This is a genomic window from Thiomonas sp. OC7 (assembly GCF_900634595.1).
GTDB classification, from domain to species: Bacteria; Pseudomonadota; Gammaproteobacteria; order Burkholderiales; family Burkholderiaceae_C; genus Thiomonas; species Thiomonas arsenitoxydans.
On record NZ_LR131953.1, the window covers coordinates 1,798,336 to 1,823,026 of the forward strand.

General features: G+C 62.2%; 24 protein-coding genes and 1 riboswitch. Of the genes, 10 read left to right on the top strand and 14 right to left on the bottom strand.

What is annotated here, in order from left to right; translation table 11 throughout:
* Positions 1-19 precede the first annotated feature (19 nt).
* The 14 genes from hydA to BIO17B3_RS08780 all read right to left on the bottom strand — a co-directional run bounded on the left by hydA (position 20) and on the right by BIO17B3_RS08780 (position 15,283).
* Positions 20-1,465: a dihydropyrimidinase gene (hydA, locus tag BIO17B3_RS08715; protein WP_156053769.1), complete on the bottom strand. Its 1,446-nt coding sequence runs from the start codon at positions 1,463-1,465 to the stop codon at positions 20-22.
* Between the two features lie 46 nt (positions 1,466-1,511).
* The gene (gene preA / locus BIO17B3_RS08720; RefSeq protein WP_156053770.1) at positions 1,512-2,828 is read right to left on the bottom strand and encodes an NAD-dependent dihydropyrimidine dehydrogenase subunit PreA; all 1,317 of its coding nucleotides are present in this window, start codon (positions 2,826-2,828) and stop codon (positions 1,512-1,514) included.
* Complete coding sequence (locus tag BIO17B3_RS08725; RefSeq protein ID WP_013107450.1) at positions 2,821-4,191, bottom strand: NAD(P)-dependent oxidoreductase; 1,371 nt, start codon at positions 4,189-4,191, stop codon at positions 2,821-2,823. Before BIO17B3_RS08725 ends, preA begins: the two co-directional genes overlap by 8 nt.
* A 385-nt stretch (positions 4,192-4,576) precedes the next feature.
* Positions 4,577-6,100: an amidohydrolase family protein gene (locus BIO17B3_RS08730; RefSeq protein WP_232054231.1), complete on the bottom strand. Its 1,524-nt coding sequence runs from the start codon at positions 6,098-6,100 to the stop codon at positions 4,577-4,579.
* 16 nt (positions 6,101-6,116) lie between these two features.
* A complete protein-coding gene (locus BIO17B3_RS08735; RefSeq protein WP_013107454.1) occupies positions 6,117-6,806 on the bottom strand; it encodes a cysteine hydrolase family protein in 690 nt (229 codons plus the stop codon).
* A complete protein-coding gene (locus BIO17B3_RS08740; protein WP_013107455.1) occupies positions 6,803-7,486 on the bottom strand; it encodes a cysteine hydrolase family protein in 684 nt (227 codons plus the stop codon). Before BIO17B3_RS08740 ends, BIO17B3_RS08735 begins: the two co-directional genes overlap by 4 nt.
* Complete coding sequence (locus tag BIO17B3_RS08745; RefSeq protein ID WP_041609376.1) at positions 7,486-8,508, bottom strand: formamidase; 1,023 nt, start codon at positions 8,506-8,508, stop codon at positions 7,486-7,488. The genes BIO17B3_RS08740 and BIO17B3_RS08745 overlap by 1 nt, the downstream gene beginning before the upstream one ends.
* Positions 8,509-8,564: 56 nt before the next feature.
* Positions 8,565-9,635: a BMP family ABC transporter substrate-binding protein gene (locus tag BIO17B3_RS08750; RefSeq protein WP_013107457.1), complete on the bottom strand. Its 1,071-nt coding sequence runs from the start codon at positions 9,633-9,635 to the stop codon at positions 8,565-8,567.
* A 47-nt stretch (positions 9,636-9,682) separates the two neighbouring features.
* Positions 9,683-9,877: a hypothetical protein gene (locus tag BIO17B3_RS08755; protein WP_172979050.1), complete on the bottom strand. Its 195-nt coding sequence runs from the start codon at positions 9,875-9,877 to the stop codon at positions 9,683-9,685.
* A 50-nt stretch (positions 9,878-9,927) separates the two neighbouring features.
* Complete coding sequence (locus BIO17B3_RS08760; RefSeq protein WP_370512643.1) at positions 9,928-11,013, bottom strand: IS630 family transposase; 1,086 nt, start codon at positions 11,011-11,013, stop codon at positions 9,928-9,930.
* A 75-nt stretch (positions 11,014-11,088) separates the two neighbouring features.
* Entirely contained in the window at positions 11,089-11,772 is a 684-nt protein-coding gene (locus BIO17B3_RS08765; RefSeq protein WP_156053772.1) for an ABC transporter permease, read from the bottom strand.
* Positions 11,769-12,815, bottom strand: a complete 1,047-nt coding sequence (locus tag BIO17B3_RS08770) for an ABC transporter permease (protein ID WP_013107459.1) — start codon at positions 12,813-12,815, stop codon at positions 11,769-11,771. Before BIO17B3_RS08770 ends, BIO17B3_RS08765 begins: the two co-directional genes overlap by 4 nt.
* Positions 12,812-14,296, bottom strand: a complete 1,485-nt coding sequence (locus BIO17B3_RS08775; protein WP_013107460.1) for an ABC transporter ATP-binding protein — start codon at positions 14,294-14,296, stop codon at positions 12,812-12,814. The genes BIO17B3_RS08770 and BIO17B3_RS08775 overlap by 4 nt, the downstream gene beginning before the upstream one ends.
* Before the next feature lie 153 nt (positions 14,297-14,449).
* A complete protein-coding gene (locus BIO17B3_RS08780) occupies positions 14,450-15,283 on the bottom strand; it encodes a 5-formyltetrahydrofolate cyclo-ligase (protein ID WP_156053773.1) in 834 nt (277 codons plus the stop codon).
* A gap of 513 nt (positions 15,284-15,796) precedes the next feature.
* On the opposite strand from BIO17B3_RS08780, the gene BIO17B3_RS08785 reads away from it, so the two are divergent.
* From BIO17B3_RS08785 to BIO17B3_RS08830, 10 genes are all read left to right on the top strand, one after another.
* Positions 15,797-16,003, top strand: a complete 207-nt coding sequence (locus BIO17B3_RS08785; protein WP_041609058.1) for a DUF4089 domain-containing protein — start codon at positions 15,797-15,799, stop codon at positions 16,001-16,003.
* Positions 16,004-16,053: 50 nt separating this feature from the next.
* Positions 16,054-17,433 (top strand): AtzE family amidohydrolase, encoded by a 1,380-nt coding sequence (locus BIO17B3_RS08790; RefSeq protein WP_013107463.1) that lies wholly within the window; start codon positions 16,054-16,056, stop codon positions 17,431-17,433.
* 25 nt (positions 17,434-17,458) lie between these two features.
* Positions 17,459-17,848 carry an oxalurate catabolism protein HpxZ gene (gene hpxZ, locus BIO17B3_RS08795; RefSeq protein WP_013107464.1) on the top strand — a complete coding sequence of 130 codons (390 nt, stop codon included), beginning with the start codon at positions 17,459-17,461 and terminating at the stop codon, positions 17,846-17,848.
* Positions 17,845-18,594: a GntR family transcriptional regulator gene (locus tag BIO17B3_RS08800; protein WP_013107465.1), complete on the top strand. Its 750-nt coding sequence runs from the start codon at positions 17,845-17,847 to the stop codon at positions 18,592-18,594. The genes hpxZ and BIO17B3_RS08800 overlap by 4 nt, the downstream gene beginning before the upstream one ends.
* 219 nt (positions 18,595-18,813) lie before the next feature.
* Entirely contained in the window at positions 18,814-19,824 is a 1,011-nt protein-coding gene (locus BIO17B3_RS08805) for an ABC transporter substrate-binding protein (RefSeq protein ID WP_013107466.1), read from the top strand.
* Between the two features lie 11 nt (positions 19,825-19,835).
* Entirely contained in the window at positions 19,836-20,582 is a 747-nt protein-coding gene (locus BIO17B3_RS08810) for an ABC transporter permease (RefSeq protein ID WP_013107467.1), read from the top strand.
* On the top strand, positions 20,579-21,427 hold the full coding sequence (locus tag BIO17B3_RS08815) for an ABC transporter ATP-binding protein (protein ID WP_013107468.1): 849 nt from the start codon (positions 20,579-20,581) through the stop codon (positions 21,425-21,427). The genes BIO17B3_RS08810 and BIO17B3_RS08815 overlap by 4 nt, the downstream gene beginning before the upstream one ends.
* Before the next feature lie 26 nt (positions 21,428-21,453).
* Positions 21,454-22,260, top strand: coding sequence for an alpha/beta hydrolase (locus tag BIO17B3_RS08820; protein ID WP_041609381.1), 807 nt, complete (start codon positions 21,454-21,456; stop codon positions 22,258-22,260).
* 168 nt (positions 22,261-22,428) lie between these two features.
* A riboswitch (guanidine-I (ykkC/yxkD leader) is annotated at positions 22,429-22,529 on the top strand.
* A 59-nt stretch (positions 22,530-22,588) separates the two neighbouring features.
* On the top strand, positions 22,589-23,599 hold the full coding sequence (locus tag BIO17B3_RS08825) for an ABC transporter substrate-binding protein (protein WP_013107471.1): 1,011 nt from the start codon (positions 22,589-22,591) through the stop codon (positions 23,597-23,599).
* A 76-nt stretch (positions 23,600-23,675) separates the two neighbouring features.
* A complete protein-coding gene (locus BIO17B3_RS08830; RefSeq protein ID WP_013107472.1) occupies positions 23,676-24,686 on the top strand; it encodes a fatty acid desaturase in 1,011 nt (336 codons plus the stop codon).
* The last annotated feature ends 5 nt before the right edge of the window (positions 24,687-24,691 follow it).

Below are 24,691 nucleotides of genomic sequence, written 5' to 3' on the forward strand. Positions count from 1 at the left end.
CTCCAGAGAAAGCGGAGCATCAGCGTTGCACGGCCACCGGCGCGTGCTGCTTGCCCCAACGGGCCATGGCGTCGAACTGCGGGCTGAACGCCGGGCGTTGCACATAGCGGCCGGCGCCACGCTCGGCGCGCAGGTCGCCGTCGACATAGACCACCTTGCCTTGGCTGATGGTGGTGGTGGGCGCGCCGGTGACGGTGCGACCCTCGAACACATTGAAGTCGCCCAGCGACTTCTGCGTCTTGACGGACAGAGTGCGGGTCGCGGCGGGATCCCATAGCACCAGATCGGCGTCGGCCTCGGGGGTGATGCAGCCCTTGCGCGGGTAGATGTTGAACAGCTTGGCGGCATTGGCCGAGGAGATGGCGACAAACTCGCTGGGAGTCAGCCTCCCGCTGTTTACCCCGGCATCCCAGATCACCATCATGCGTTCTTCCACCCCGCCGCAGCCGTTGGGAATGCGGGTGAAGTCGTCTTTCCCCGCCGCCTTTTGCGCGGCGCAGAAAGTGCAATGGTCAGTAGCCGTGGTGTGCAGGTGCCCGGCCTGCAGGCCGCGCCACAGCGCCTCCTGATGCGATTTTTCGCGGTAGGGCGGGCTCATCACATGGCCTGCGGCGGTGGCGAAGTCGGGGTTGCGGTAGGCGCTGTCGTCGACCGTCAGATGTCCGGCGAGCACCTCGCCAAACACCCGTTGGCCGCGGGCGCGGGCGCGGGCGATGGCTTCTGCCGCCTCAGCGCACGACACATGCACGATATAGATCGGCACGCCCAGCACGTCGGCGATGGCGATGGCGCGTTGCGCCGCTTCGGCCTCCACCGCAGGCGGACGGCTCAGCGGGTGGCCTTCCGGCCCGGTGATGCCCAGCGCCTTCATCTCCTGCTGCAGCAGGAACACCAGTTCGCCGTTCTCGGCGTGCACCGTGGGCATGGCGCCGAGCTCCAGTGCGCGGCGGAAGCTGCGCACCAGGGTTTCGTCGTCGCACATGATGGCGTTCTTGTAAGCCATGAAATGCTTGAAGCTGTTGATGCCTTCCTCGCGCACCAGCGTGCCCATGTCGCGGTGCACGCTGTCGTCCCACCAGGTCACGGCGACGTGAAAGCTGTAGTCGCTGGCGGCTTTTTCGGCCCAGCCGCGCCACTTGCGGTAGGCGTCCATCAGCGGCTCTTTGGGGTCGGGGATGACGAAGTCGATGATGGTCGTCGTGCCCCCGGCCAGCCCCGCTGCGGTGCCGCTGTAGAAGTCGTCCATGGTGACCGTGCCCATGAAGGGAAGCTGCATATGGGTGTGCGGATCGATGCCGCCGGGCATGAGGTACTGGCCGCCGCCATCGATGACCGTGGCGCCGGCCGACACGCCCAGATCGGCGCCCACTGCGACGATGCGGCCGTCGTGGCAGAGCACGTCGGCACGTTCGGCGCGGTCGGCGTTGACCACGGTCGCGCCACGGATGAGCAGGGATGAGGGCATGGGGTATCTCCTTGAAACGGCGGGGCTGTAGATCGGGCGGCTGCGTTCAGGCTGCACTCAGGCAGGCGCAGGCGGCGTTGTTGGGATGCTCGGTCCAGTTCAGCGGCTGGGCGCTGACCGCCTGGCCGGTGCGCAGGTCCACCTCGCCCACCGCTAGGTCGCGCAGGGTGATGCAGTCGGGCACCGGGCAGACGTTGACGCAGAGGTTGCAACCCACGCAGTCCTCCTCTTTCACCACGAAGCGGCGCTGGCCGTCCACCGTGGCGGTGATGGCCTGATGCGAAGTGTCTTCGCAGGCGATGTGGCAGCGTCCGCACTGGATACACAGCGCCTGGTCGATCACCGCCTTGGATATGTGATTGAGGTTGAGGTATCTCCAGTCGGTCACGCTCGGCAGCGCCTTACCGGTGAGCTGCGCCACGCTGGAAAAGCCCATCTCGTCCATATAGTTGGACAGGCCGTCCGTCATCTCCTGCACGATCTTGAAGCCATACACCATGGCGGCGGTGCAGACCTGCACACTACCCGCACCCAGGGCGATGAAGTCCAGCGCGTCGCGCCAGTTGCCGATGCCGCCGATGCCGGAAATGGGCAGCCCGGCGGTCTTGGGGTCGCGCGCAATGTCGGCCACCATGTTCAGCGCGATGGGCTTGACCGCAGGCCCGCAATATCCGCCGTGCGAACCCCGACCGCCGGTCGACGGCGTCATGGTGAGCGTGGCCGGATCGACGCCGATGATGGAGTTGATGGTATTGATCAGCGAAACCGCGTCGGCCCCGCCCGCCCGGGCCGCGCGCGCCGGTTGGCGCACGTCGGTGATGTTGGGCGTGAGCTTGACGATGACTGGCAGACGGCTGTAGCGCTTGCACCAGGCGGTGACCATCTCGATGTATTCGGGCACCTGCCCCACCGCGGCGCCCATGCCGCGCTCGCTCATGCCGTGCGGACAGCCGAAGTTGAGTTCGATGCCATCGCAGCCGGTGTCTTCCACCCGGGGCAGGATGGCTTTCCACGCTGCCTCCTCGCACGGCACCATGAGCGACACCACCATGGCGCGGTCGGGCCAGTCGCGCTTGACCTGGGTGATTTCGCTCAGGTTCAGCTCCAGATCGCGGTCCGTGATGAGTTCGATATTGTTGAAACCCAGCAGCCTGCGGTCGGGCGTGAGCAAGGCGCCGTAGCGCGGGCCATTGACGTTGACCACGGGCGGACCAGCTTCACCGAGCGTCTTCCACACCACCCCGCCCCAGCCGGCCTCGAAGGCGCGGTTGACATTGACGGCCTTGTCGGTGGGCGGCGCGGACGCCAGCCAGAACGGATTGGGGCTGCGGATGCCCGCAAAGTCGATGCGCAGATCAGCCATGGGAAAGTCCTCGATGTTGGACGGCGGCAGCTCCCGCAGCGCTCAGTTGCGCGTGAATGGAGTGCGCCGCGCGCTTGCCGTGTTCCACCGCCTCGACGGTAAGTTCCAGACCGCCAATGCAGTCTCCCCCCGCCCATACGCCGGGCAACGCCGTGCGGCCCTGCTCATCGGCAACGATGCGGCCCTGCGCCAGTTCCAGCCCGGCGTCGCGCAGCCAGGGGTTGCCCAGCGTCTGGCCGATGGCCTTGAGCACCATATCGGCCTGCAGCATCTCGGTCTCACCCGTGGATGCCAGACGACCCTCGCGCAGCGTCTGGCGCGCGAGGCGCACCGCCTGCACCTTGCCCTGCGCGCCCAGAACTTCTTCCGGCGCCAGCCAGTGGCGGATGGTCACACCATGCGTCTGCGCCCAATCCTGCTCCTCCTTCGACGCGGACATGCTGGACGCGCCCCGGCGGTAGACAATGGTCACCTGCTCCGCCCCGAGCAGGCTGGCCTGCACGGCGGCGTCAACCGCCGTCATGCCGCCGCCGATGACCACCACGCGGCGGCCGATCGGGATCTGCTCCAGATGCCTGGCCTGCCGCAGCGCGGCGATGAAGTCCACCGCGTCGTCCACGCCATACAGCGTCTCGCCAGGAATGCCGAGCGTGTGCGTGTCGGCCAGGCCGATGGCGAGGAATACGGCGTCGAACTCCGCGCGCAAGGCCTGAAGTTGCAGCGCCGATTCAAGGCGCCAGCCGTTGTGCAGCGTGATGCCGCCAATGCTCAGCAGCCAGGCCACCTCTTTCTGTGCGAAATCGCCTGTGGTCTTGTAGGCCGCCAGACCATATTCATTCAGGCCGCCGGGTTTGGCGCGCGCATCGAACATCTCCACGTCATAGCCCTGGCGCGCCAGCGTGTGGGCGCAGGCCAGGCCAGCAGGCCCGGCGCCAATCACGGCAACGCGCCGACCCACAGGTGCCGCGCGTTGGAACACCTGCGGCCGCGGACTGCGCATCAAGGCATCGACCGCGTGGCGCTGCAGTCGGCCAATGGCCACGGGCACGCCCTGCTGGGTATTGCGCACGCAGACCTTTTCACAGAGGTCTTCGGTCGGACAGACTCGCGCGCACATGCCGCCCAGCGGGTTGGCGTCGAGTATGGCTTGCGCCGCGCCACGCAAATTGGCATCCGCAATGCGGCGGATGAAGGAGGGGATGTCAATCTGCGTCGGGCAGGCGCGGGCGCAGGGCGCATCAAAGCAATACAGGCAGCGCTCGGCTTCGAGCAGCGCCTGCGTCGCGGTCAGCGGCGGAACGGCATCGGCAAAGCGCGCGGCAAGTTCGGCGGCTTGCTCGGCGGGCAAAAGAAGAGAGGACACGCTGACGACTCCGGCTGGCTTCAAGTTCAAACCTGATCAAACGGTCAGGATATTGAGCTTGATGCAATCTGCGTGCCAATGCGTACGCAATGTCCAGCCCTCGGCGGAACTCTGCCGGGTTGATCGCAGCAAGCCAGCACCTCACATCCATACGCTCGATTGCGGTGCGTGCATGCTGCCTGCCGGTGCAGGCGCACCAGCACATGACGCCCCATCAGGGCCAAGATGAGTCAGCTACTTGGCTCAAGTCGCCGGATGACCGGTTTGCGCTAATTCATGAACGACCTCGACGGCGTTGAACCCGGGTTGCCGTTCTGGAGACGCCGTGAAAGTTTCCAATGCGTATCGTGATTCGCACCTGCGGCACCTTTTGGCAAAGCAGCCATCAGCAGCAACCCAGAAAGGCCCTGCTCTCGTAGAACGGCCCTAAGTCTTCTGCCATCATCATGACAACTTCGCGCCAGCGTCCGCATTCGGCATGACTTCCAAGGCGCGAGCGCGCCTGCGCAAGAAGTTCGGCATAAAGAGCCGGCTCGTCGAGACTGAGAACCTTGCCCCGATGGACGATGGTCCGCCCATCAATGATGACCTGCTCGATGTGGCGCCCCTTGGCGCGTGCCAGCACGTAGTCCAGTGGGTCGATGTCGGAAAACAGGGCATCATCGTCCAGATCGGCGTGATCCAGAATCAACAAATCCGCAGGGGCGCCTGGCGCGATGCGCCCCGCCAGGGATTCGCGCCCCGCATCGGGGCCGCGCACCACGCGGTCGCCATTCGCCGCAGCAAATGCCCAGAGCTGGGCCCGCGTCATGGTGACGTCATAACCCCAGCCGCGATGCAGCGCGTAGGCCAGGCGCATTTCGCGCAAGGCATCGTCGTCCTCATCCAGCGCCATGCCATCCAGCCCCATCGCCACGCGGCAACCGGCACGCAACATCTCCGCGACTGGCGCCACGCCCGATTTCAAGCCGAGGTTGGAACTGGTGTTGACTGCTATGGTGACGCCCCGCTCGGCAAGAAGCGCCAATTCCTGCGGCCGCGCCCAGGTGCAATGCGCCAGCGTCAGGCGCGGGCTCAACAGACCGATAGCATCGAGATAGGTCAAGATGCCCTGTGGATAGGTGTGGTCGGCCCATTCGCGCTGGTAGCGGGTTTCGAGCAAATGCATGTGCACGGGACGCCCGGTGTCGCTCGACGCCTGCGCGATGGACTGGAGCAACGCATCGCTGCACCACTGCACCCCGGTGGGGCCATACTGCACCGTGACATGCGAACCGTAGCCGCCTTGCGCCACCATGTCCGCGACCGCGTCGACCAGCGCGAGCTGACCCGCAGGGTCTGGACTTGCATGCATGCCCAGGCGTTGCGCCACCAGGGACCGAATCTCAGGCCGCAGCGCGTTCAACGCGGCGTCATCACTGCTGTAGGCGATGCCCTGGCGGTCGCGCAAGGCAATGGCGAAGCCGATGTGGATCCCAACGTCGCGCGCGGCGCGCGCAACAGCCTGCGCCTCGTCCACGTAGGACGAGAGCCCCTGAACACACGTGTAGTGCACCATCAACCGAGCCACCCCATGCCGCACCGCGCGTGCGAAACAGGTGGCTGCGGACAGATAGGGGTCGACTCCTGGCACCAAACCGAGAAACGGCAACCAGCTCTCCAATGGTTGCTCGAACGCGCCGAGTGACGCGCTACGGAAGGTGCGCGCATGGTCGTGTGCATTACTCAGCGCGGGCAGTACAAGCTTGCTGCAAGCCACGTCCTCTTGCTGTTGCGGCACGATGTCCTGAATCTTGCCCTGTGCGATGTGAATGCGCATGTGCGACTGTGCGTCCTCGCTTCCGGGCGAGGCTAGCAGCCAGCGACAATCCACCAGTGAGGCCAATTGATGCAACGGTTCGTCGGCCATGCGCGTCATCTCGCCGTCACGATACGCCGCGCAACACCGCATCAAGCTTGCAGGTCCAGCCGACGATGCCACCCTGCGCGGCGATCATCTCCAGCGTGGCCTGCTTGAAATACGGGAAATAGCTGGCCGTGGCCTCTTCGACCAGGAGGCAGTCATAGCCCCGGTCGTTCGCCTCGCGCATGCTGGTCTGCACACAGACCTCGGTGGTCACGCCACCGAAGATCAGGTGGGTGATCGCACGGCGCTGCAGGATCTCCTGCAGTCCGGTGTCGTAGAACGCGCCCTTCCCGGGTTTGTCGAGCTCCACCTCGCCTGCGATAGGTTGCAGCGCATCGATGATGGCGTTACCCGGTTCACCGCGAACCAGAACGCGCCCCATCGGCCCCATGTCGCCGATTCGCAGGCTGGGCTCGCCCCGGCAGCGCTTCGCGGGCGGGCAGTCGGACAGGTCGGGCGCATGCGACTCACGCGTGTGCACCACCAGCAAACCATACGTGCGCGCCCAAGCCAGCAGCCTGGCGGCGGGCTCCACCGCCTGCGCAAGTTGCCCGACGTCGTTGCCAAGGGTTTCGCCGAAGCCGCCGGGCTCGATGAAATCGCGCTGCATATCGATGAGCACCAGCGCCGTGTTGCGCAGATCGCAAGCGAACGGGCCGGGACGTGCCCGCACGCGCAGGGTCATCAGGGTCGTCTCGGACGCACTCATACCTTCTCCCAGACTTGCAGCAAGGTGGCGGCATCGCTGACGGCGCCGAACACGCCACCCTGCATGGTGACCATCTTGATCGCTGCTGCGTGATTTCCGGCGTCGGTTGCGCCGCAGCAGTCGGTGAGCAGCAGACATTCGAAGCCGCGGTCGTTTGCCTCGCGCATGGTGGTGTGCACACACACGTCGGTGGTAATGCCGGTGAGCACCAGATTGCGGATGCCCCGCGTGTGCAGAATCAATTCCAGATCAGTGGCGCAGAAACTACCCTTGCCCGGCTTGTCGATGACAATCTCGCCCGGCAGCGGCGCCAGTTCGGGAATGATCTCCCAGCCAGGCTCTCCACGCACCAGAATCTTGCCGCAGGGCCCGGGGTCGCCGATGCCCGCACCGATGCGCTGGCTGCGCCAGCGTTTGTTGGCGGGAAGATCCGACAGGTCTGGACGATGTCCTTCGCGTGTGTGAATGATGGTGCAACCCACGGCGCGCATCGCCGTGAGAACCTTGCGGATGGGCTCGATGGGCGCACGGGTCAGGGAGAGGTCGTAGCCCATGGCGTCGACATAGCCGCCGACGCCACAGAAATCGGTTTGCATGTCGATGACCACCAGAGCCGTATTGCCGGGACGCAGGTCACCGTCGAAGGGCCAGGGATAGGGATGCGACGCGATTGACGGCATCAGACCTCCGGCTCGAAAGGGTTGGGCTCGGGGCCGCGATAGCTTCGGCTTGGTGCGGCGAAACCACAGGGCGTGCCGTCGCGCACTTGGACTGTGCCATCCCACGGCAGTTTGTAGCGCCCCGCGACCATGTCGTGCATGAAGGTGTAGGGGCAGTCCTGTGCCCCGCCCTGCACCGCAACGTAGCCGCGGTGATAGAGCTGGTAGGGATTGTTCTCCACGCCCCAGACCGCGCGCGCCTCGCGCACCAGATCCGGCCGTAGTTCGGCAGTGATGATCTCGTCGGGACGATTGCCGCCGACGGTGATCACCGTCCCGTCGAAGTTGCAGAACATGCCCTCACCCATCGAATCGAAGTTGCCGTCACTGCCACAAAGACAGACGCTGGCGGTAATGGCGAGGTTCTGGAACGCATTAGCCTGGTTGGTAATCGTCCAGGCGTGGCGAATAGGCGCGGTGTAGCCGGCTGTGCGCAGAATGATTTCCGCTCCCTTGTAGGCTGCCTCGCGCGCCATTTCGGGAAACATGCCGTCGTGGCAGATGATCAGTCCGAGTTTGCAGCCCTTGGGACCGTCGCACACCGGGATGCCCACATTGCCGGGCTCCCAGGCTTCCACGGGAACCCAGGGGTGCAGCTTGCGGTAGTACAGCCTGATCTCCCCCTGATCATCGATGATCAGACCCGTGTTGTACGGATTGCCGTGCGGGTTGAACTCCATGATGGAGAAGCAGCCCCAGATCCGATGCGCCACACAAGAAGCCTTGAACGCAGTCACTTCCGGCCCATCCAGCGACACCATCAACTCGGGCGCCGTGCTCATCGACAAGCCGTGCAGGGCGTACTCCGGGAACACGACGAGATCCATCGTGCCCAAGTTGCGCCGCGCCTTGCCGACCAGGGCACAGATGCGCTCAGCCTGCGCGGCGAGTTGCACGGGCGTCTCCACCACAGGCAGTTGCAATTGCACCAGGCCGACGACTACCCCATGCGGAGACTTGTTCAGACCGCCGAGTCCACTCACGTTCAATACTCCCTGCTTGGAGGATGCTGTTCAGACTATGCCGGGCGTGCAGGCAATCACTTGGTATTGCCAATCACGCCCTTGACAAAGAAGTCCATCGACGCGATTTTGTCCGGGCTCAGGCTCTGCCCTTTGGCGGCCAGTACCGTGCCATCCTGCGCCTCGATCGGGCCGGCCCACACATGCAGCTTGCCGTCCTCGATTTCCTTCTTCTTCGCTTCGATCAACGTGCGCGTGGCCGCTTCGACAGACGGCCCAAACGGCGCCAACTGGGTGGTTCCGGACTTCAGATTGCCGTGAATGGCCTCGGACTTCCAGGTACCGGCCTCGACCTGCTTGACCACGTCCGCCATGACCGGTCCCCAGTTCTCGACTACCCCGGTCAGCCAGCCCTGCGGATCGAACTTCATATCGTTGAAGTGGTAACCCACCACCTTGATGCCGCGCTTCTTCGCCGCCTCGATCACCGGAATCGGCGAGTCGACGTGCGACGCAACAACATCCACGCCTTGGTCGACCAGGGCATTCACCGAAGCCACGTCTTTGGCCGGATCGTTCCACGAGCCCGTGTAAACAACGGTCACTGTCGCTTTGGGATTGACCGACTGCGCACCCAAAGCCAAGGCATTGATGTTCTGCAGCACTGGCGGAATCGGGTGCGCCGCTACAAAGCCGATCTTGCCGGTCTTGGTCGCCTTGCCCGCCGCGATGCCAGCCAGATACATGGCCTCGTAGGTTTCAGCGGAATAGGTGCCCAGGTTCGCGGCGCGCTTGTCGCCGTAGCAATGCATGAAAGTTACCTTGGGGTATTTCTTCGCCAATTCGAGTGCATACGACAGATAGCCATAACTCGTAGCGAAGATGATCTTGTCGCCGGCGCCGATCATGCGCTCCATCGCCTGGGTTACCTGCGCATTCTCGGGCACGTTTTCTAGGAAGTTGGTCTTCACGCCCGGCACATCTTTTTGCACATACAGCCGACCGGCGTTCTGCGCTTCGTTATAGCCGCCGTCGGTTTTGGCGCCGACGTAGACATAGCCCACGGCGATGTCGGCCAGGGCTGGTTGGGCTGAGAGGGTGGTGGCCAGACCGAGGGCTGCAGCTAGGGCGAGAAGACGAGATTTCATGTTGTTCTCCAGTGCAAAGGGGACAAGAAAGTAGATGGAAGGACCAGTCAAGCCATGCCACGAAACACGCCGACGAGTTCTTGTGGCATGGACGTTCCGCGCTGGCTGGCCCGGTAGCTCAGCAGCAGAACAACGAGCGGCACCAGGTACGGCAAGGTGCCAAGCAGGTACGGTGAGATGTCGGCCCCCATGGACTGCAGCCGTAGCGCCAGCGCTTCCGACAGGCCGTAGATCAGCGCCACCGGCAGCGCCAGCCAGGGGTTCCAGCGTGCAACGATGACCAGACCGACAGCTAGTGTAGTGTTCCATTCTGTTTGGAACTTAAGCGTCTATTCGCGCGAATGACCTTCTGCAGGATGTCGCGAGCGCTCTTGGTCCAGATGAACGGCTTGGGGTTGACGTTGTGATGTGCGACGTATTCGTCGATGGCAGCCACGAGTTCGGGCACGCTGGTGAACACCCCGCGGCGCAGCCGCTCGGTGGTGATGTCGCGGAAGAATCTCTCGACCATGTTCAGCCACGACGCAGAGGTGGGCGTGAAGTGCATGTTGAACCTGGGGTGCTTGGCCAGCCACTCCTGCACAGCCGGGTGCTTGTGTGTGGCGTAGTTGTCGGCGATCAGATGCAGCGTCTTGTCCTTGGGCGTCTCGCGGTCGATCTGGCGCAAGAACTTCAACCATTCAACGTGGGTATGGTGCTGCTGGCACTGGCCGATGACCTGGCCGTCAAGCACGTTGAGTGCGGCAAACAGCGTGGTCGTGCCATTGCGCTTGTAGTCGTGCGTCATGGTGGCCGCACGGCCCCTCTTCATGGGCAAGCCCGGCTGCGTGCGGTCCAGCGCCTGGACCTGGCTCTTCTCGTCACAGCACAGCACCAGCGCATGCTCGGGCGGGGACATGTACAGCCCCACGATGTCTTCGAGCTTCTCGACGAATTTCGGATCGCGCGAGACCTTGAAGCCACGCACGATATGAGGCTTCAGACCGTGCGCCTGCCAATGCCGCATGACAGTGCTCGCACTGACGCCCAGAACCTCACCCATCTTGCGTGTGCTCCAGTGCGTGGCGGTCTCGGGCGTGCTTTGCGTGGTCAGCTCCACCAGCTTGGCTGCGTCCACCTTGACCGGCGGCGCGCCACGTGGCAGGTCGCGCTCGATGCCTTGCAGCCCCGCTTGCAGATAGCGCTCGCGCCAGCGCGCGACCTGCACGCGACCGATACCAAGCTGCTCGGCGATCTCCTTGTTCTGAACGCCCTTGGCGGCCAGCAGCACGATGCGCGCGCGCTGCGCCAGTCGCACGCTGGTGCGCTTGGAACGCGCCAGCCGCGTCAGCTCGCTTTCCTGCTCGGTGGTCAATTCAATCGCCGGGGCAACGCGCACTTGCTCTCTCCAATGCAAACCGTAGTAAAACATTGGAGACAAGCAACTCAATTAAGTTCACTCAAGAATCAAACACTACACTAGGAGGCCGCGACCCGCCGTCATCTGCTCGACCCAGGTGCGGGTGTAGTCCACCGACAGCGCCGCTCCCGCGAGTCCGGTGAACAAGCCGCCGGTAAGAATGCCCGCAATGCGCAGCGCGACGGGCTTCTTGCCCAACATACGCAATGCGTCGGCCGACTCGCCAGTGGCGCGCCACACCAGGCCCCATTGCGTGCGGTAGAGAAACAGGCCGCAGAGCAGCACCAGAATCAGCGCCAGATACACGGTGGGCGTGAGCTGGCCGAGAAAGCTGCCAACGATGGGCAAGTGCCCCAGCCAGCCGTGCGCGAGGCTGTGAAAACCGGAAATCTGCTGTCCCACCAGTGGTGCGCCGTAGAACGCTGACAGGCCGTTGCCGAGAAAGAAAATGGCCAGCCCGCTTGCTATCTGGTTGACCCCCAATCCAAGGCAAAGCAGCGCGTGAACCGACGACAAGGCCATGCCTGCCAGCGCCCCCACCAGCATCCCCAACCAGGGGCTGCCACTGGCGTAGGTGACTGCAAAGCCTGCGGCGGCACCCACCAGCATCTGTCCCTCGACGCCTAGGTTGACGATACCGGTGCGCTGCGTCAGCATTTCGCCCAGCATCGCCAGCAACACCGGCGTGGCCATGAGCAAAGCGATGGACAAGAGCCCAAACCAGGCGGCAATGTTCATGCGACGCTCCTGTGTTTGGCGCGCCAGGCCCCCACGCCGAGCACGCTGATGAACAGCAACGCCTGCATCACCAAGGTGTTGGAAAACGGCAGTTGGGCGAAAAGCTGCAAGGCATCGCCCGAGGACAGCAACCCGCCCATGATCAACGCCAACGGAATGATGCGCAGAAAGTTTTGCCCCGCCAGCCAGGCGACCAGAAAGCCGATATAGCCGTAGCCAGACGAGATGTCGGGCTGCAGGTGAGTCTGCACATTGGCCGCCTGCACCCAGCCCGCAAGGCCGGCAAGACTGCCCGCCAGCGCCATGACGGCAATCGCATGGCGGGTGTAGGAGAGCCCGGCCATGCGCGCCACGCGCGGGTTGCTTCGAAGCAGCGACAAGCCCGTGCCCCAGCGGCTCTTTTCCACCAGCACATGCAGCACGATGGCGAGCAGCACAGCCAGCACCAGCGCCCAGTTACTGGACAGGGCGCCGAGATGCAAGGACGGAAACTTGGCAGCGTCAGGAAAGGCGATGGTGGCCGGCCAGCCGAGATTGGCCGCATCTTTCCACGGCCCATACACCGCGTATTCCACAATCTTGATGGCGATGTAGTTCATCAGGATGGTGACGATGGTTTCGTTCACGCCCAGCGCCGCACGCAGCACGCCGGGAATGGCGCCCCAAAGGGCGCCGCCCAGCAGCGCCAGCAGCAGTGCTGCGGGAAACAGTTCCCAGAAGGGTGCAGCCGTTATGGCCAGCACTACCGCGGTGCCGGTGAGCGCGCCGAAATACAACTGCCCTTCGGCCCCCACGGACACCAGGCCCATGCGCGCGGGCAAGGCCGTGGCCATGGCGCAAAACAGAATGGGGATGGTCTTGCTCAGCGTGGTGTTGGTGGAGAAGGCATTGCCGAACGCGCCCTGCACCATCTGACTGAAAATCTGCAACGGCGCATAGCCGTTGAGCTGGAAGAACACCGCCGCCAGCAACAGAAACACGAGTGTTCCAGCCACCGGCACAAACGCCCGATCGACCCACGGCAGTGCCAGAAACGATTTCATGCAGCCTCCCCATGCGTCATCAAATGGCCAAGGCGCACGCGGTCGGCCTCCCCCGCGGTCAGCACCCCGGCAATGCGCCCGTGATACAGCACAGCAATTCGGTGGGCATAGCGCAGCAGGTCATCCAGGTCTTCGGATATCCACAGGATCGCGGCGCCAGCAGCAGCTTGTCGGAACAGCTCGTCATACACCGCCTGCGTCGCATGCAGGTCCAACCCCATGGTGGGATAGCACGCGACGATGAACTGGCGCGGCTCCGACAACTCGCGTGCGATCACCAGCTTCTGCAGATTGCCGCCCGACAGGCGACCCGACGCCAGGCCGCTCTGGCGTGGGCGCACGTCATAGCGCTCCATCAGCGCATCAGCGCGTGCATCCAGCTTGGCCCAGCGCGGAAACAGCGGCAAGCGCAGCAGGCCACGCAGCGCGAGATTCAGGCTGTTGCGCATCTCTGCTGCCACGGCGTTTTTCAGCGGATATTCCGGGATATAGCCCTGGCGCGCATCGTGCGGCTGGCGAGTGTCGCGGCTGTGAAGCACTTCGCCGTCGAGCAGCACGTCGCCCTCTTGCAAGTTCACCATGCCGGTGGCTGCGTCTGCCAACAGATCCTGCCCATTGCCCGACACCCCGGCAACCCCCAGCACTTCGCCCGGGGCGATGTCGAGGTCAATGCCCTCCAGCGACAACGATTCCGTGCTGCAGCGCAAGTTGCGCAGGCTGATGCGCGCCACCGCACTGGCTGGCGGCGCGGTCTGCGCCACCGGCTTCAAGCTGGCATCACCCACCATCAGCGTCACCAGTTTGGCGGCGTCCATACCGCGCGCATCGGCCTGCGCCACCAGTTTGCCCGCGCGCATGACCGCCACACGATGCGCACAGGCGCGCACGTCCTCCAATTTGTGGGTGATGAACACCACGCTGCGCCCGGTATCGGCCAGCTTGCGCACCACAGCGTGCAGACGCTGCACCTCTTCAGGGGCCAGGACCGATGTGGGTTCGTCGAGGATGATCAGACGGGCGTCAAGATTGAGCACCTTGACCAGTTCCACCTGCTGCCTCTGCCCCACCGACAACTCCGAAACCAATCGCTGCGGCGCCACCCCCGGAGCAAACTCGGCCAGCAGTCGCAAGACCTTGGCGGTATTGCCGCGGCCATGCCACAACGGTGCATCGGGATAGGCCAGCAGCAGGTTATCCAGTACCGTAAGCGCGGGAATGACGCTGAACTGCTGGAACACCATGCCGATGCCCAGGGCCATGGCGTCGCGTGGTGAAGCAATGTCCACCTCTCGTCCGCCCAGCAGCACCTGCCCGCTGTCAGCGCGGTAGTAGCCATAAAGCACCTTCATCAGTGTGCTCTTGCCCGCGCCGTTCTCGCCGAGCAGCGCCAGCACTTCACCTTCGCCAATCTCAAGCGACACGGCATCATTGGCCTGCACCGGGCCAAAGCGCTTGCTGATGTCGATGAGCTCGACTTTCATTGCACGCGCCCGAACTCAACTGGCCGGCACGTCCAACTAGGCACACTCCCCCATCCGGACGTCCGACTCAACGGCTTAGGCTGAAAGTGACCCAGCCCGCTCACATTGACTTGAATAGTTATGCACATGATCTTTTCCTGCGAACCTCATGCCTCAAATGTCACGGTCACTGAGCCCCACTGAGCCCTTCGGCGCCCCACCCTGCTCGATCCGCCCGCGTAGTTCGGCGAGGAACGGAATGTCACGATATTGATCGGGTTCAACCTGATCCCAGGCCACCCCATGGGGCTGTGGATAGGGTGTGTCGGTCCGAATGCTTTCTTCCTCGGTGAAGACCCAGTCCAGCGCCGAATCGTGGCCGAGCATCACCAGACGCTGCGCTGCCACGACTTGGCAGGAATGCACCGTCGTGACGATTGGGGTGCCTGCAGACAGCTTGCCAAGTTCTCGGAAGATGCCAAGTTCAAGGTCAGCGAAACCGCCGCCCTTGCCGGTGCGCCCACCGAGACGGGTTACCGCCACGCAGCCCACCACCACCAGATCGAGAGTCGGCAGTTCCTCGAACTGCACCGGCACGCCATGAGCCACGCCTCCCTGGGAGGTTGCGGCAAGCTCGAATGAGACCTGGCGCGCGGCAAGCTGCACCGGGTCGAGCAGTACAAAGGGATAGGGACGCTCCAACTCAGGAACCGGCATATAGAGTTGCTTGCCGGCGTAAAGCGCACGCAGGCGCAGAGGAATCTGTGGCGGGTCCGGGTTGCACTTGACCACCCCTGCGTCGCGCCACATAGGGGTGGCGGCTAGGCGCCAAGCGGCTCTGTCTGCGCCGACGAAATTCGGAATGCGGCTACGCACCGGCCCCACGCCAACCTCCATACGCTCAAGCGCGAACCAGATCTCGTCACGCAAGGCGTCTTTATCACGGTTGCGGCCCGCCCAGCGCGCCGTGTCGTCTATTGATGCTGTGGATGCGATGCTTTCGGACATATTCGTCATTCCTTGGAAATACGCAAGCAGCTCTTTGCAGGATCGCCGACCTGCGTCGGCGATTGCGCTGGGCTTTGTCTGGCAGGTCTGGATTCACCATCCTTGAGCGCCAGACCGGGTGCAAATAGCCTTGCCTCCAGCCTCGAACTCAACCCACCCTGACAAGTCAACCGCAACTATCTTGTGCACAAGATGCCATGCAAGATGTGTGCCATTGCCCAGTAGCAACTGCGCGGTGCGTGAAGCAAACAGCACACTGCTGCTTCCCAGTTGACTGAGTAATTTTCCCAACCCGCTTCGGCCTGATTGGCACATCCATTGCATATCATGATGCATACAAGTCTGGGGCTCGCTGTCATGCTCCGTCTGTCCAGCACCCACCCGAACCCAAACACAAGTTGGAATGCATTCCGTGGCAATTGGCGCCACACGGCAGCAGTGCGCAACGGGCACCGCACTGGTGCAAGTTGCACCAAACCCGCCAGATCAATCCAGTCAACATTGAGGCAAACCATGCAACACACACCGACACCCTCCGCCGACGCACCGTCCCACATCGACACGGTTCGATGCGCCGCGACACAACTCGACCTCGTGCTCACGGACGATGCCCTGCAGCGCGTCGCCGACCAATGGGCTCGCCTGCAGACCATGGCCTCCGCGCTGACGCAAGAGCCTTTGGGCATTGCAGATGAGCCCGCGCCGGTCTTTACGCCCTGAACCCTGTCACATAGCCCGACCCAACTGTCCTTCCGCCGAGAAGACCTTCCATGACGACCTCCAATTCATCCCTTGCGCTGCAAGTCGCCGGCCCCCTGGCTCAGGCCATTGCCTCCGGTGAGATCTCCGCCTTGGAAGTAACCGAACAGGCCTTGGCGCGTATCGCCGCAGTTGATGGCGCCATCAACGCCTTCACCGCCATCACGGCGCAGCGCGCACGCGACGAAGCGCGCAGAATCGACGCCCTGCGTGCGCAAGGCGCCCCGTTGCCGCCACTGGCCGGCGTGCCCTATGCGGTAAAGAACCTGTTCGACATCTTCGGGCTAACCACGCTCGCCGGCTCGAAACTACTGGCGACGCAGTCACCCGCCACAAACGACGCTGTGCTGGTGCAGCGCATGCAGGCCGCAGGCGCCGTCCTCGTAGGCGCGTTGAATATGGATGAATTCGCCTATGGCTTCACCACCGAAAACAGCCACTACGGACCGACGCGTAACCCGCATGACCCAACACGCAGCGCCGGTGGATCCTCGGGTGGAAGCGCCGCAGCGATTGCTGCGGGCATGGTGCCTCTCGCACTGGGTTCAGACACCAACGGTTCGATCCGCGTACCGTCCTCGCTATGCGGCATCTTCGGCATCAAGCCCACGTTTGGCAGGCTGTCACGCAGTGGCAGCTACCCCTTCGTCTACAACCTCGACCACCTCGGCGCTTTCGCGCGCAGCGTGGACGACCTTGCCCTGTGCTACGAAGCGCTTTGCGCGGGCGAACCGCCTCGATCTGAAGCCTTGCTGCGGCAGAGCGACACCCCTTTGCGCGTCGGTCAGCTCGGCGGCTATTTCGACGATCACGCCGGACCCCAAGCGCGTGAGGCCGTAGGCATGGCCGCCGAGGCCCTCGGCGCACGCGACCCAGTGAACTGGGTTGGCGTGGAAGCCGCCCGTTCCGCAGCCTTCCTCATCACAGCAGCCGAAGGCGGGCAACTGCACCTGGACCATCTGCGCACCCAGTACGACCTGATGGAGCCCCTTTCACGCGACCGCCTCGCGGCCGGGTCCATGCTCCCCGCCGCCTGGTATGCACAGGCCCAGCGCGTACGTGCTCGCTTTCATGCCCGCGCTCTGGAACTTTTCAGTCGTTACGACCTGCTCATCGCTGCGGCGACGCCGGTCTCGGCACAGCCCCTGGACAGCGAGGGCTTCGAACTCGACGGCCGCATGCTGCCCACCCGCGCCAATATGGGTCTGCTCACCCAGCCCATTTCCTGCATTGGCCTGCCCGTGGTCGCCGCTCCGATCCGGCATGCCCCGGGAGCCATGCCTATCGGCGTGCAACTCATCGCCCCGCCCTGGCGCGAGGACATCGCCCTGCGTGCAGCGAAAATACTTGAATCTGCAGGCGTGGCCTTCGCCACCCCCGTTCCAATCTGACAGCACACCAACCGCCAATCTCGACATGACCCCATCCGCGATCAACCTCCCCGACGTCCTGGCCGAAGTCGAGGACATGTTCGCTCGCTACGAACAGGCGCTGGTGAGCAACGACGTCGCCAGCCTTGACGCCCTGTTCTGGAATTCGCCGCATACCCTGCGCTATGGTGCAACCGAGAACCTCTATGGATTCGACGCCATCGCGGCGTTTCGGGCCCAACGTCCGGGCCAAGGACTGGCGCGACGCATTCGCCACCGCTCCATTACCACCTTCGGCCGTGATTTTGCCGTGGCGAACGTTGAATTCGAACGCAGCAACAGCCCGCGCGTCGGACGCCAAAGCCAGACCTGGGTGCGCTTTGAGCAAGGGTGGCGCGTGGTTGCCGCGCATGTGAGCTGGATGGACACATTATGACAACTGCCGCAGCACGCACGAGCCACGTTGCAATCAAGGCCAAGCCCGCGCCCAAGGCGGCGTCGCGCGCAGAGGAAATCTACGCCCGCTTGCGCGAAGAAGTGTTTGAGTTTCACCTGTTACCCGGCCAGCGCTTCACGGAAACGGAGTTGGCCGAGCACTATGTCGTATCCCGCACCCCGGTGCGCGAAGCACTGCTGCGCTTGCAGGCTGAAGGGTTGGTACGCGGCTATTTCCGCAGCGGCTGGGAAGTCGTGCCGATCGACTTCGCTCGTTTCGACCATCTGTACGAATTGCGCAAGCTCGTTGAAGTGCACGCCGTTCGCAAGCTTTCCATGCGTGAACTGGCCACTGAAACGCAAACCATGCTGGATGCGCTGGCAGCATCCTGGATCGTGGACAAATCGGCGCGTCTGAGTGATGCCCGAAAGATCTCATTGCTGGATGAGGCCTTCCATACCAATCTGGTGGCTGCCGCGGGCAACCCAGAGATTCTGCGCGTGCATGCGGAAATCACCGATCGCATCCGCATCATCCGCCGCCTCGACTTCACCTATACCCATCGCGTCAGCACCACCTACGACGAGCATGCCGCCATCCTGCGTGCCATCCAGCGCCACAAGCCCGACCAGGCCGAACTGCTGATTCGAGCCCACATTGATCGCAGCCAGATCGAAACACGCAAGATCACCTTGCACCGCTTGCAAAACATACGCACCGAAACACAACACGACGCTGCGCTGTAGTGCGTCCACCTTGTTATTTCTCTTCGCATGGTCGGCAGGCACGTTGAGCGCCGTCTTTGCTTAGGGCGAAAGACGATTCTGTTTTTCATGCCCCACACCGTGAAAGATGAGGGAGCTAACGGCCTTATTTTGCAGCGCTTGAAGCAGGCATGCATCTTGCATTTTTTCTTGCACACAAGATGCTTCCGACCTATCTGCATCGAATCTCAAGGGGCTGCTATGAACGAAAAAATTTCTCGGGTTTCCAGCTTGGCTGACGCGTCACGCCGCACCGCACTGAAAGCTGGGCTCGCCGCAGGGCTTGTCAGTGGGTTCCCAGCGCTGGCGCGTGCGCAGGACAACACTATCCGGATTGGCTACTGGCCCATCGCCGCGGGGATTCCGCTGTATGCGGGCGTCAATCATGACGTCTTCAAACAAGCAGGACTGCAAGTCGAGGCCGTGAAGTTTGCGAGCGCCCAGCAGGTCGTCGAGGCCATGATTGCTGGGCGCATTCACGGATCGGCCAACGGCACTGCATCTGCCGCGCTCGGTCTCGGTGACATTGCTGAACCCGGCCTGTGCAAAATCATCGCAGCCAATCCATCAAACGCCAAACTGGTGCTCGACGAAGTACTGGTGGCGGAGAAGAGCGATTACAAAACCATCGCGTCTCTCAAGGGAAAGCGCATTGGCTGCGGCCCTGGCATTCAAAACGTGACCCTGGCGAAGATCATTTTTGAAAAGAATGGCTATCCAGAGGTCAAGCCAATTGAAATGCCTGTCGGCCAACATGTCGCCGCGCTTGCGGCGGGGCAAGTCGACGCCGTCTATACGCTCGAGCCCACGGGCACTGTGGGTCGGCTGAAAGGCTTGACCAAAATCCTCGAAACCGGCGTGATCTCAAAGTACGTTCTGGGCAATCCGATGGCCCCGTGGTACGGCGGCTCGGCCTCATTGACCGCCGCCTTTCTCAAGGCACAGCCAGAGCTGGCCAAACGCTACATCACCGCCTATCTCAGCGCAATTGACCTCGTGCTCAAGGAACCGGCCAAAGTCCGCCCCGACCTGGTGGGCTACACCGCCATCGACGCCAAGCTGGCTGAAGCCGTTCCCTTGCCGGGCTTCACGACCTACAGCCAGTTCACACCTTCCGATATTGGTTATTTCCAGAAATTTTTCGACGTATTCACCGAGCGCAAAATTTTCACACGCAAGGTTGATGTCGCCTCCATGTTGTACCGGGCCTGAGCGTCATCACTATGCAACGTCTGCTTCCTCTCACGGGACCATTTCTGCTCCTGCTGCTGTGGCAAATGGCAGTGTCCGCGCACTGGGTCAACCCGGTGCTGCTCCCCTCGCCCGAAGACACGCTGGCGACGCTCTGGACCAGCCTGATTGATGGCAGCATGTGGCCGGATTTTCAGGCCACTGTGTTGCGCACCTTCTACGCCTTTGCCATTGCAGCAGTGATTGGCGTGCCACTGGGCGTTGCGCTGGGCAGTTCGCCTGCCATTTATCGCAGCGTCGAATTCTTGGTCGATTTTTTCCGCTCCACGCCATCTTCTGCACTGATTCCCTTGTTCATGCTGCTGTTCGGCCTGTCCGATCTGAACAAGATCGCGATCGCGGCGTTCGCCGCCGTGCTGCTCATCTTGTTCAACAGCGCCTATGGCGTGATGAATGCGCGCAAGACCCGCGTGCTTGCCGTCAAGGTCATGGGCGTCTCGCGCTGGCATGTGTTCAAGGATGTGCTGCTACTGGAGAGCCTACCGCAGACCTTTGTCGGTCTACGAACAGGCGTGAGCATGGCGCTGGTCATCGTCATCGTTGCGGAGATGTTCATCGGCTCGGATACCGGTCTGGGACAGCGCATCATCAACGCGCAACAAGTGCTCAACATCAAGGGCATGTATGCGGCCATCCTGCTCACCGGCATCCTGGGATATGCCCTGAATCTGCTGTTCTCGTTGGTGGAAATACGCTTTGTTCACTGGGGTGGAAAATGAACGCACTTGCAAAGCTATTCCAGGGCGGACCCAAGAAGACGGGAACGCCGGACGGCCTCCCCGAACTGACGCGGCTCCCAGCGGCGCCAGAGACGCATGTGACGATCCGCGGACTTAACAAGCAGTTCGGCGGCGTGCCCCTCTATCAGGGGTTTGACCTGGATATTCCACGCGGAAAGATTGTCTCCATCTTCGGCCCGAACGGCTGCGGAAAATCCACGCTCATCAATATGATTGCAGGACTGCTGCCCGTGGATGGCGGCGAGATTTTGTTCGACGGAAAGAGCCTGCGAGAAACGGTCATCGGCTATGTGTTCCAGAACTATCGCGAGGCGCTGCTGCCCTGGCTGTCCGCGCGGCGCAACATTGAATATCCGCTGATCCGCAGCGGGATGAAGCCCGTGCAGGTGAAGGCGCGCGTGGACGAACTGGTGGCCGCTTTCGACATCCGATTCGACCTGGAACGACACCCCTATGAGTTTTCCGGGGGACAACAACAACTCGTGTCCATCATGCGCGCCCTGGCGCCGCGCCCCGAAGTGCTGTTTCTGGACGAACCCTTCTCCGCGCTCGACTATGAAATGACGCTGTTCATCCGCGACAAGCTGCAGGAGGTGCAACTGCAGGACCGCACCACGACGCTGATTGTCTCGCACGATCTGGAGGATGCCGTGTTTCTCGCCGATCGCATCCTGCTGCTCACGCGCCGGCCAACACGTGTTGCAGCCGCACTGAATTTCGAACTTGCACGACCGCGCGGCCCAGAGTCAATCGCGGACGCCCGGTTCATTGAGGTGAAATCCAACGCCCTGGAAATTTTTCGCCGTGAGCTAGCCTCTTCATGAGCGCGAAGATCACCCAAAAGCGCCCCATGCATCTCTATCGTGGGATGGACAAGGCAACTCTTGATGCCGCCTACAACAACAGCGCCGCGGTCACCGACAGCGCACAAATTCTCATGCGTTGGGAGGACCGCAGCATGCAGCTCCGATCCTCCCGGGCCTCTCTCCTCGTCTTGCACTACGCCACGGGTGAACGCAACCGCATCGATTGCTTTGATGCTGGCCCTGGCACGCCTTGGCTCGCATTCATTCATGGCGGCTATTGGCAGATGCGCGCCAAGGAAACCTTCCACTTCGTCGCTGCGGGCCCTCTTGCCCTTGGGATCAGCGTGGCATTCATCGGCTACACGCTGGCGCCAGAAAAGAGGCTGGACGGCATCGTTGCGGAAATCTCCGCAGCGCTGGATATATTGACGCAACGGGTCGGTGCCATCCATCTTTCTGGCTGGTCGGCAGGCGCTCACCTCGTAGCCATGAGCATGGGCCACCCGGCAGTGAAGAGTGGGCTGGCCATGAGCGGGATTTACGACCTTGAGCCCATGCGCCTGTGCTATGTGAATGACAAGCTGGGGCTGGACGAAGACGAGGTCGTGCGCAACAGCCCGATTGCGCTTCCTGCACCCAGCAAACCCCTGGTGATCGCCTACGGCGGAAGCGAGTTGGCCGAGTTGCAGCGTCAGTCTGTCTCCTACTTTCAGACTCTTCAAATACAGCGCACGAACTTGCACGCATTGGAGCGCCTTGACGGCCATCACCATTTCTCCATCCTCGAAGAATTAGCCTCGCCGACCGGCGCGCTTGCGCTTGCCGCAGCGCGCCTCACGGCTGTGCGTTGATTGCCCCAACTGTGGGCGCCCTGCACTACATCGGCATCACAGGGCGACGCAACATGCCGCTTTCCTGGCGGTTTTTCTGGGGAGCAAAGCGTGCTGAAGATGGCATGAACTTTGCATATAACCCCCTGCACGGAATTGGTGGTGGCACGCCAATTGTTGATTTGCGTTTGACAGGGTAGCTAGGGTTCCGGCTTCTGCACGAAGCGTCTGGTCCAAGAGCTGCCCGGCCTCTCAAAGAGGCTCCACGGAGGGATAAAAGCCCGGGAGATAAGCGACACCGCTTACTTCCGTGCTTTGCCATTTTTCCCTCACCCTCGGAGCCCGCATCATGATGTCTACACGCAAAGCTGTCATCCGCACTTTTGCAAGCCTTGCCGTATTTGCTTCCATTGCAGTCGCCAGCAGTCAGGTGGCCCAAGCGGCCCCCAAGATGGTCATTGGTACTGTGGTCTGGATTGGCTACGGTCCGTTCTATGTTGCTGATGCCAAGGGTTTTTTCAAAAAATACGGTCTCGATGCGAAGCTGCAGAATTTCAATGATCCTGCGGTGATTCCCTCGGCCATCGCCAGCGGTGCAGTTGATGGTGGCATGTTGACCTACGACCAGGTGATTGGCACCGACGCTAAGGGCTTGGGCCTGCAGGTAGTTATGCCCATCGACTATTCCAATGGCGCCGATGCCATTGTGGCTAAGCGTGACATCACGACGGTGAGTCAGTTCAAGGGCCAGAAGATTGGCTACAACCCGCTGTCACCCTCCGATTTCCTGCTCACTTATGCCTTGATGAAAAACGGCATGGGAGAAAAGGATGTGCAGTCCGTCAGCATGACGCCCGAGTCTGTGCCCGCCGCCATGGCATCGGGTGGAATTCCGATCGGGGTCACCTACGAACCGAGTCTGTCGCAGATTGTGGCCATGGATGACGGCAAAAAATTCCATGTGGTGTTCTCTTCAAAGGATGCGCCGGGTCTGATCACGGATGTGCTGGTCTACAACAAGTCCTACATCCAGAAGCATCCCGCTGAAGTGAAAGCAACCATTGAGGCCTATCTGGAGGGGCTGGCCTACATGAAGAGCCATCCGGAGGAAACAGACGCGCTCATCGGCAAAGCCATGGGCATTTCCGCAAAAGACGTGAAGGATCAGATGTCCGGCGTGTTCAACATTCCATTGGACGGCATGGTGAAGTCGTTCACCAAGTCCACTTCGACGACATCGTTCTACGGCAGCGGCCCCGTCATCGGCAAGGTGCTCATGGGCAAAAAGCAGATCACCGCAGTGCCTCCGATTGAAAACACGTTCGATGCGTCCTTCGTGATGGCACTCAGCAAAAAGTAATTCAATTGGTGTCGCCCTGTGTTGCTTTGGAATGCAAAAGCAGAGCGGCGCCAGATTCAACACTCTGGGGGCTCCCATGGCTTCTTCCATCTTTCGCTACAAGGGCGGCGCACTACCCAACGTCGTCGCCTTGACCTACACGGTGCTGGGCTACGCAGGCGGGCTGGCCCTGATCACAAGCAGCTCTTGGTGGATAAACGCGCTCGGCGTATTGCTGTTGGCGCATGCGCTGATCTATTCCGCCTATTTCCTGCATGAATTCGCCCATGGCACGGTTTTCAAGACCAATGCCGCCAACCAGCGTGGCGGCATCGCAATGAGCTGGATCAATGGCAGTTGCTATGCGCCGTTCACGGATCTGCGCCGCAAGCACATGCGTCATCACATCGACCGTGCAGACGTGATCACATTTGACTACAGGCAGTTCCTGCTCGCGTCGCCACGTTGGCTGCGCGGAACCGTCGTGGCGCTGGAGTGGGCGTATCTCCCGGCTGTGGAGTTTCTGATGCGGGCTTATGTGATGTTGCTGCCGTTCATCGAACCGGAACGCGCCGCCGCTCGCAAGCGCATCCTGGGCGTTTTCACTGTGCGCGTCCTGTTCTTCGCCTTGCTCGCCTGGTTTTCACTCAAAGCCCTCCTGCTGTACTTCCTGGCCTATGTGCTGTTCATCACCGCTTTGCGCTTTGCGGATGCGTATCAACATACCTATGACGCCTTCGCCATCTTGTCGACGGGGGGCATTCCGGACGAGAAGCTGCGCGACCACGATTACGAACAGCACAACACCTATTCAAACCTGGTCTCTGTGCGATTTCCGTGGATGAATCTGTTGCTGCTGAATTTCAGTTATCACAACGCGCATCACGAGAAGCCCACTGCGCCATGGCATCAGCTTCCCGCATTGCATCGCCAGCTCTATGCTGATGAGCACTCTCAGGTGATCCCGATGGCGTCACTGCTACGTGGTTTCCATCGTGATCGCGTCCGGCGGGTGCTGAGCGATGACTATGGTGTTGTGACCACTGGCCCCGACAAGGCCGAGCGTTTCTATGGGGCGGTTGGCGTGTCTTTTCTGACCGCAGTCTGAAACCT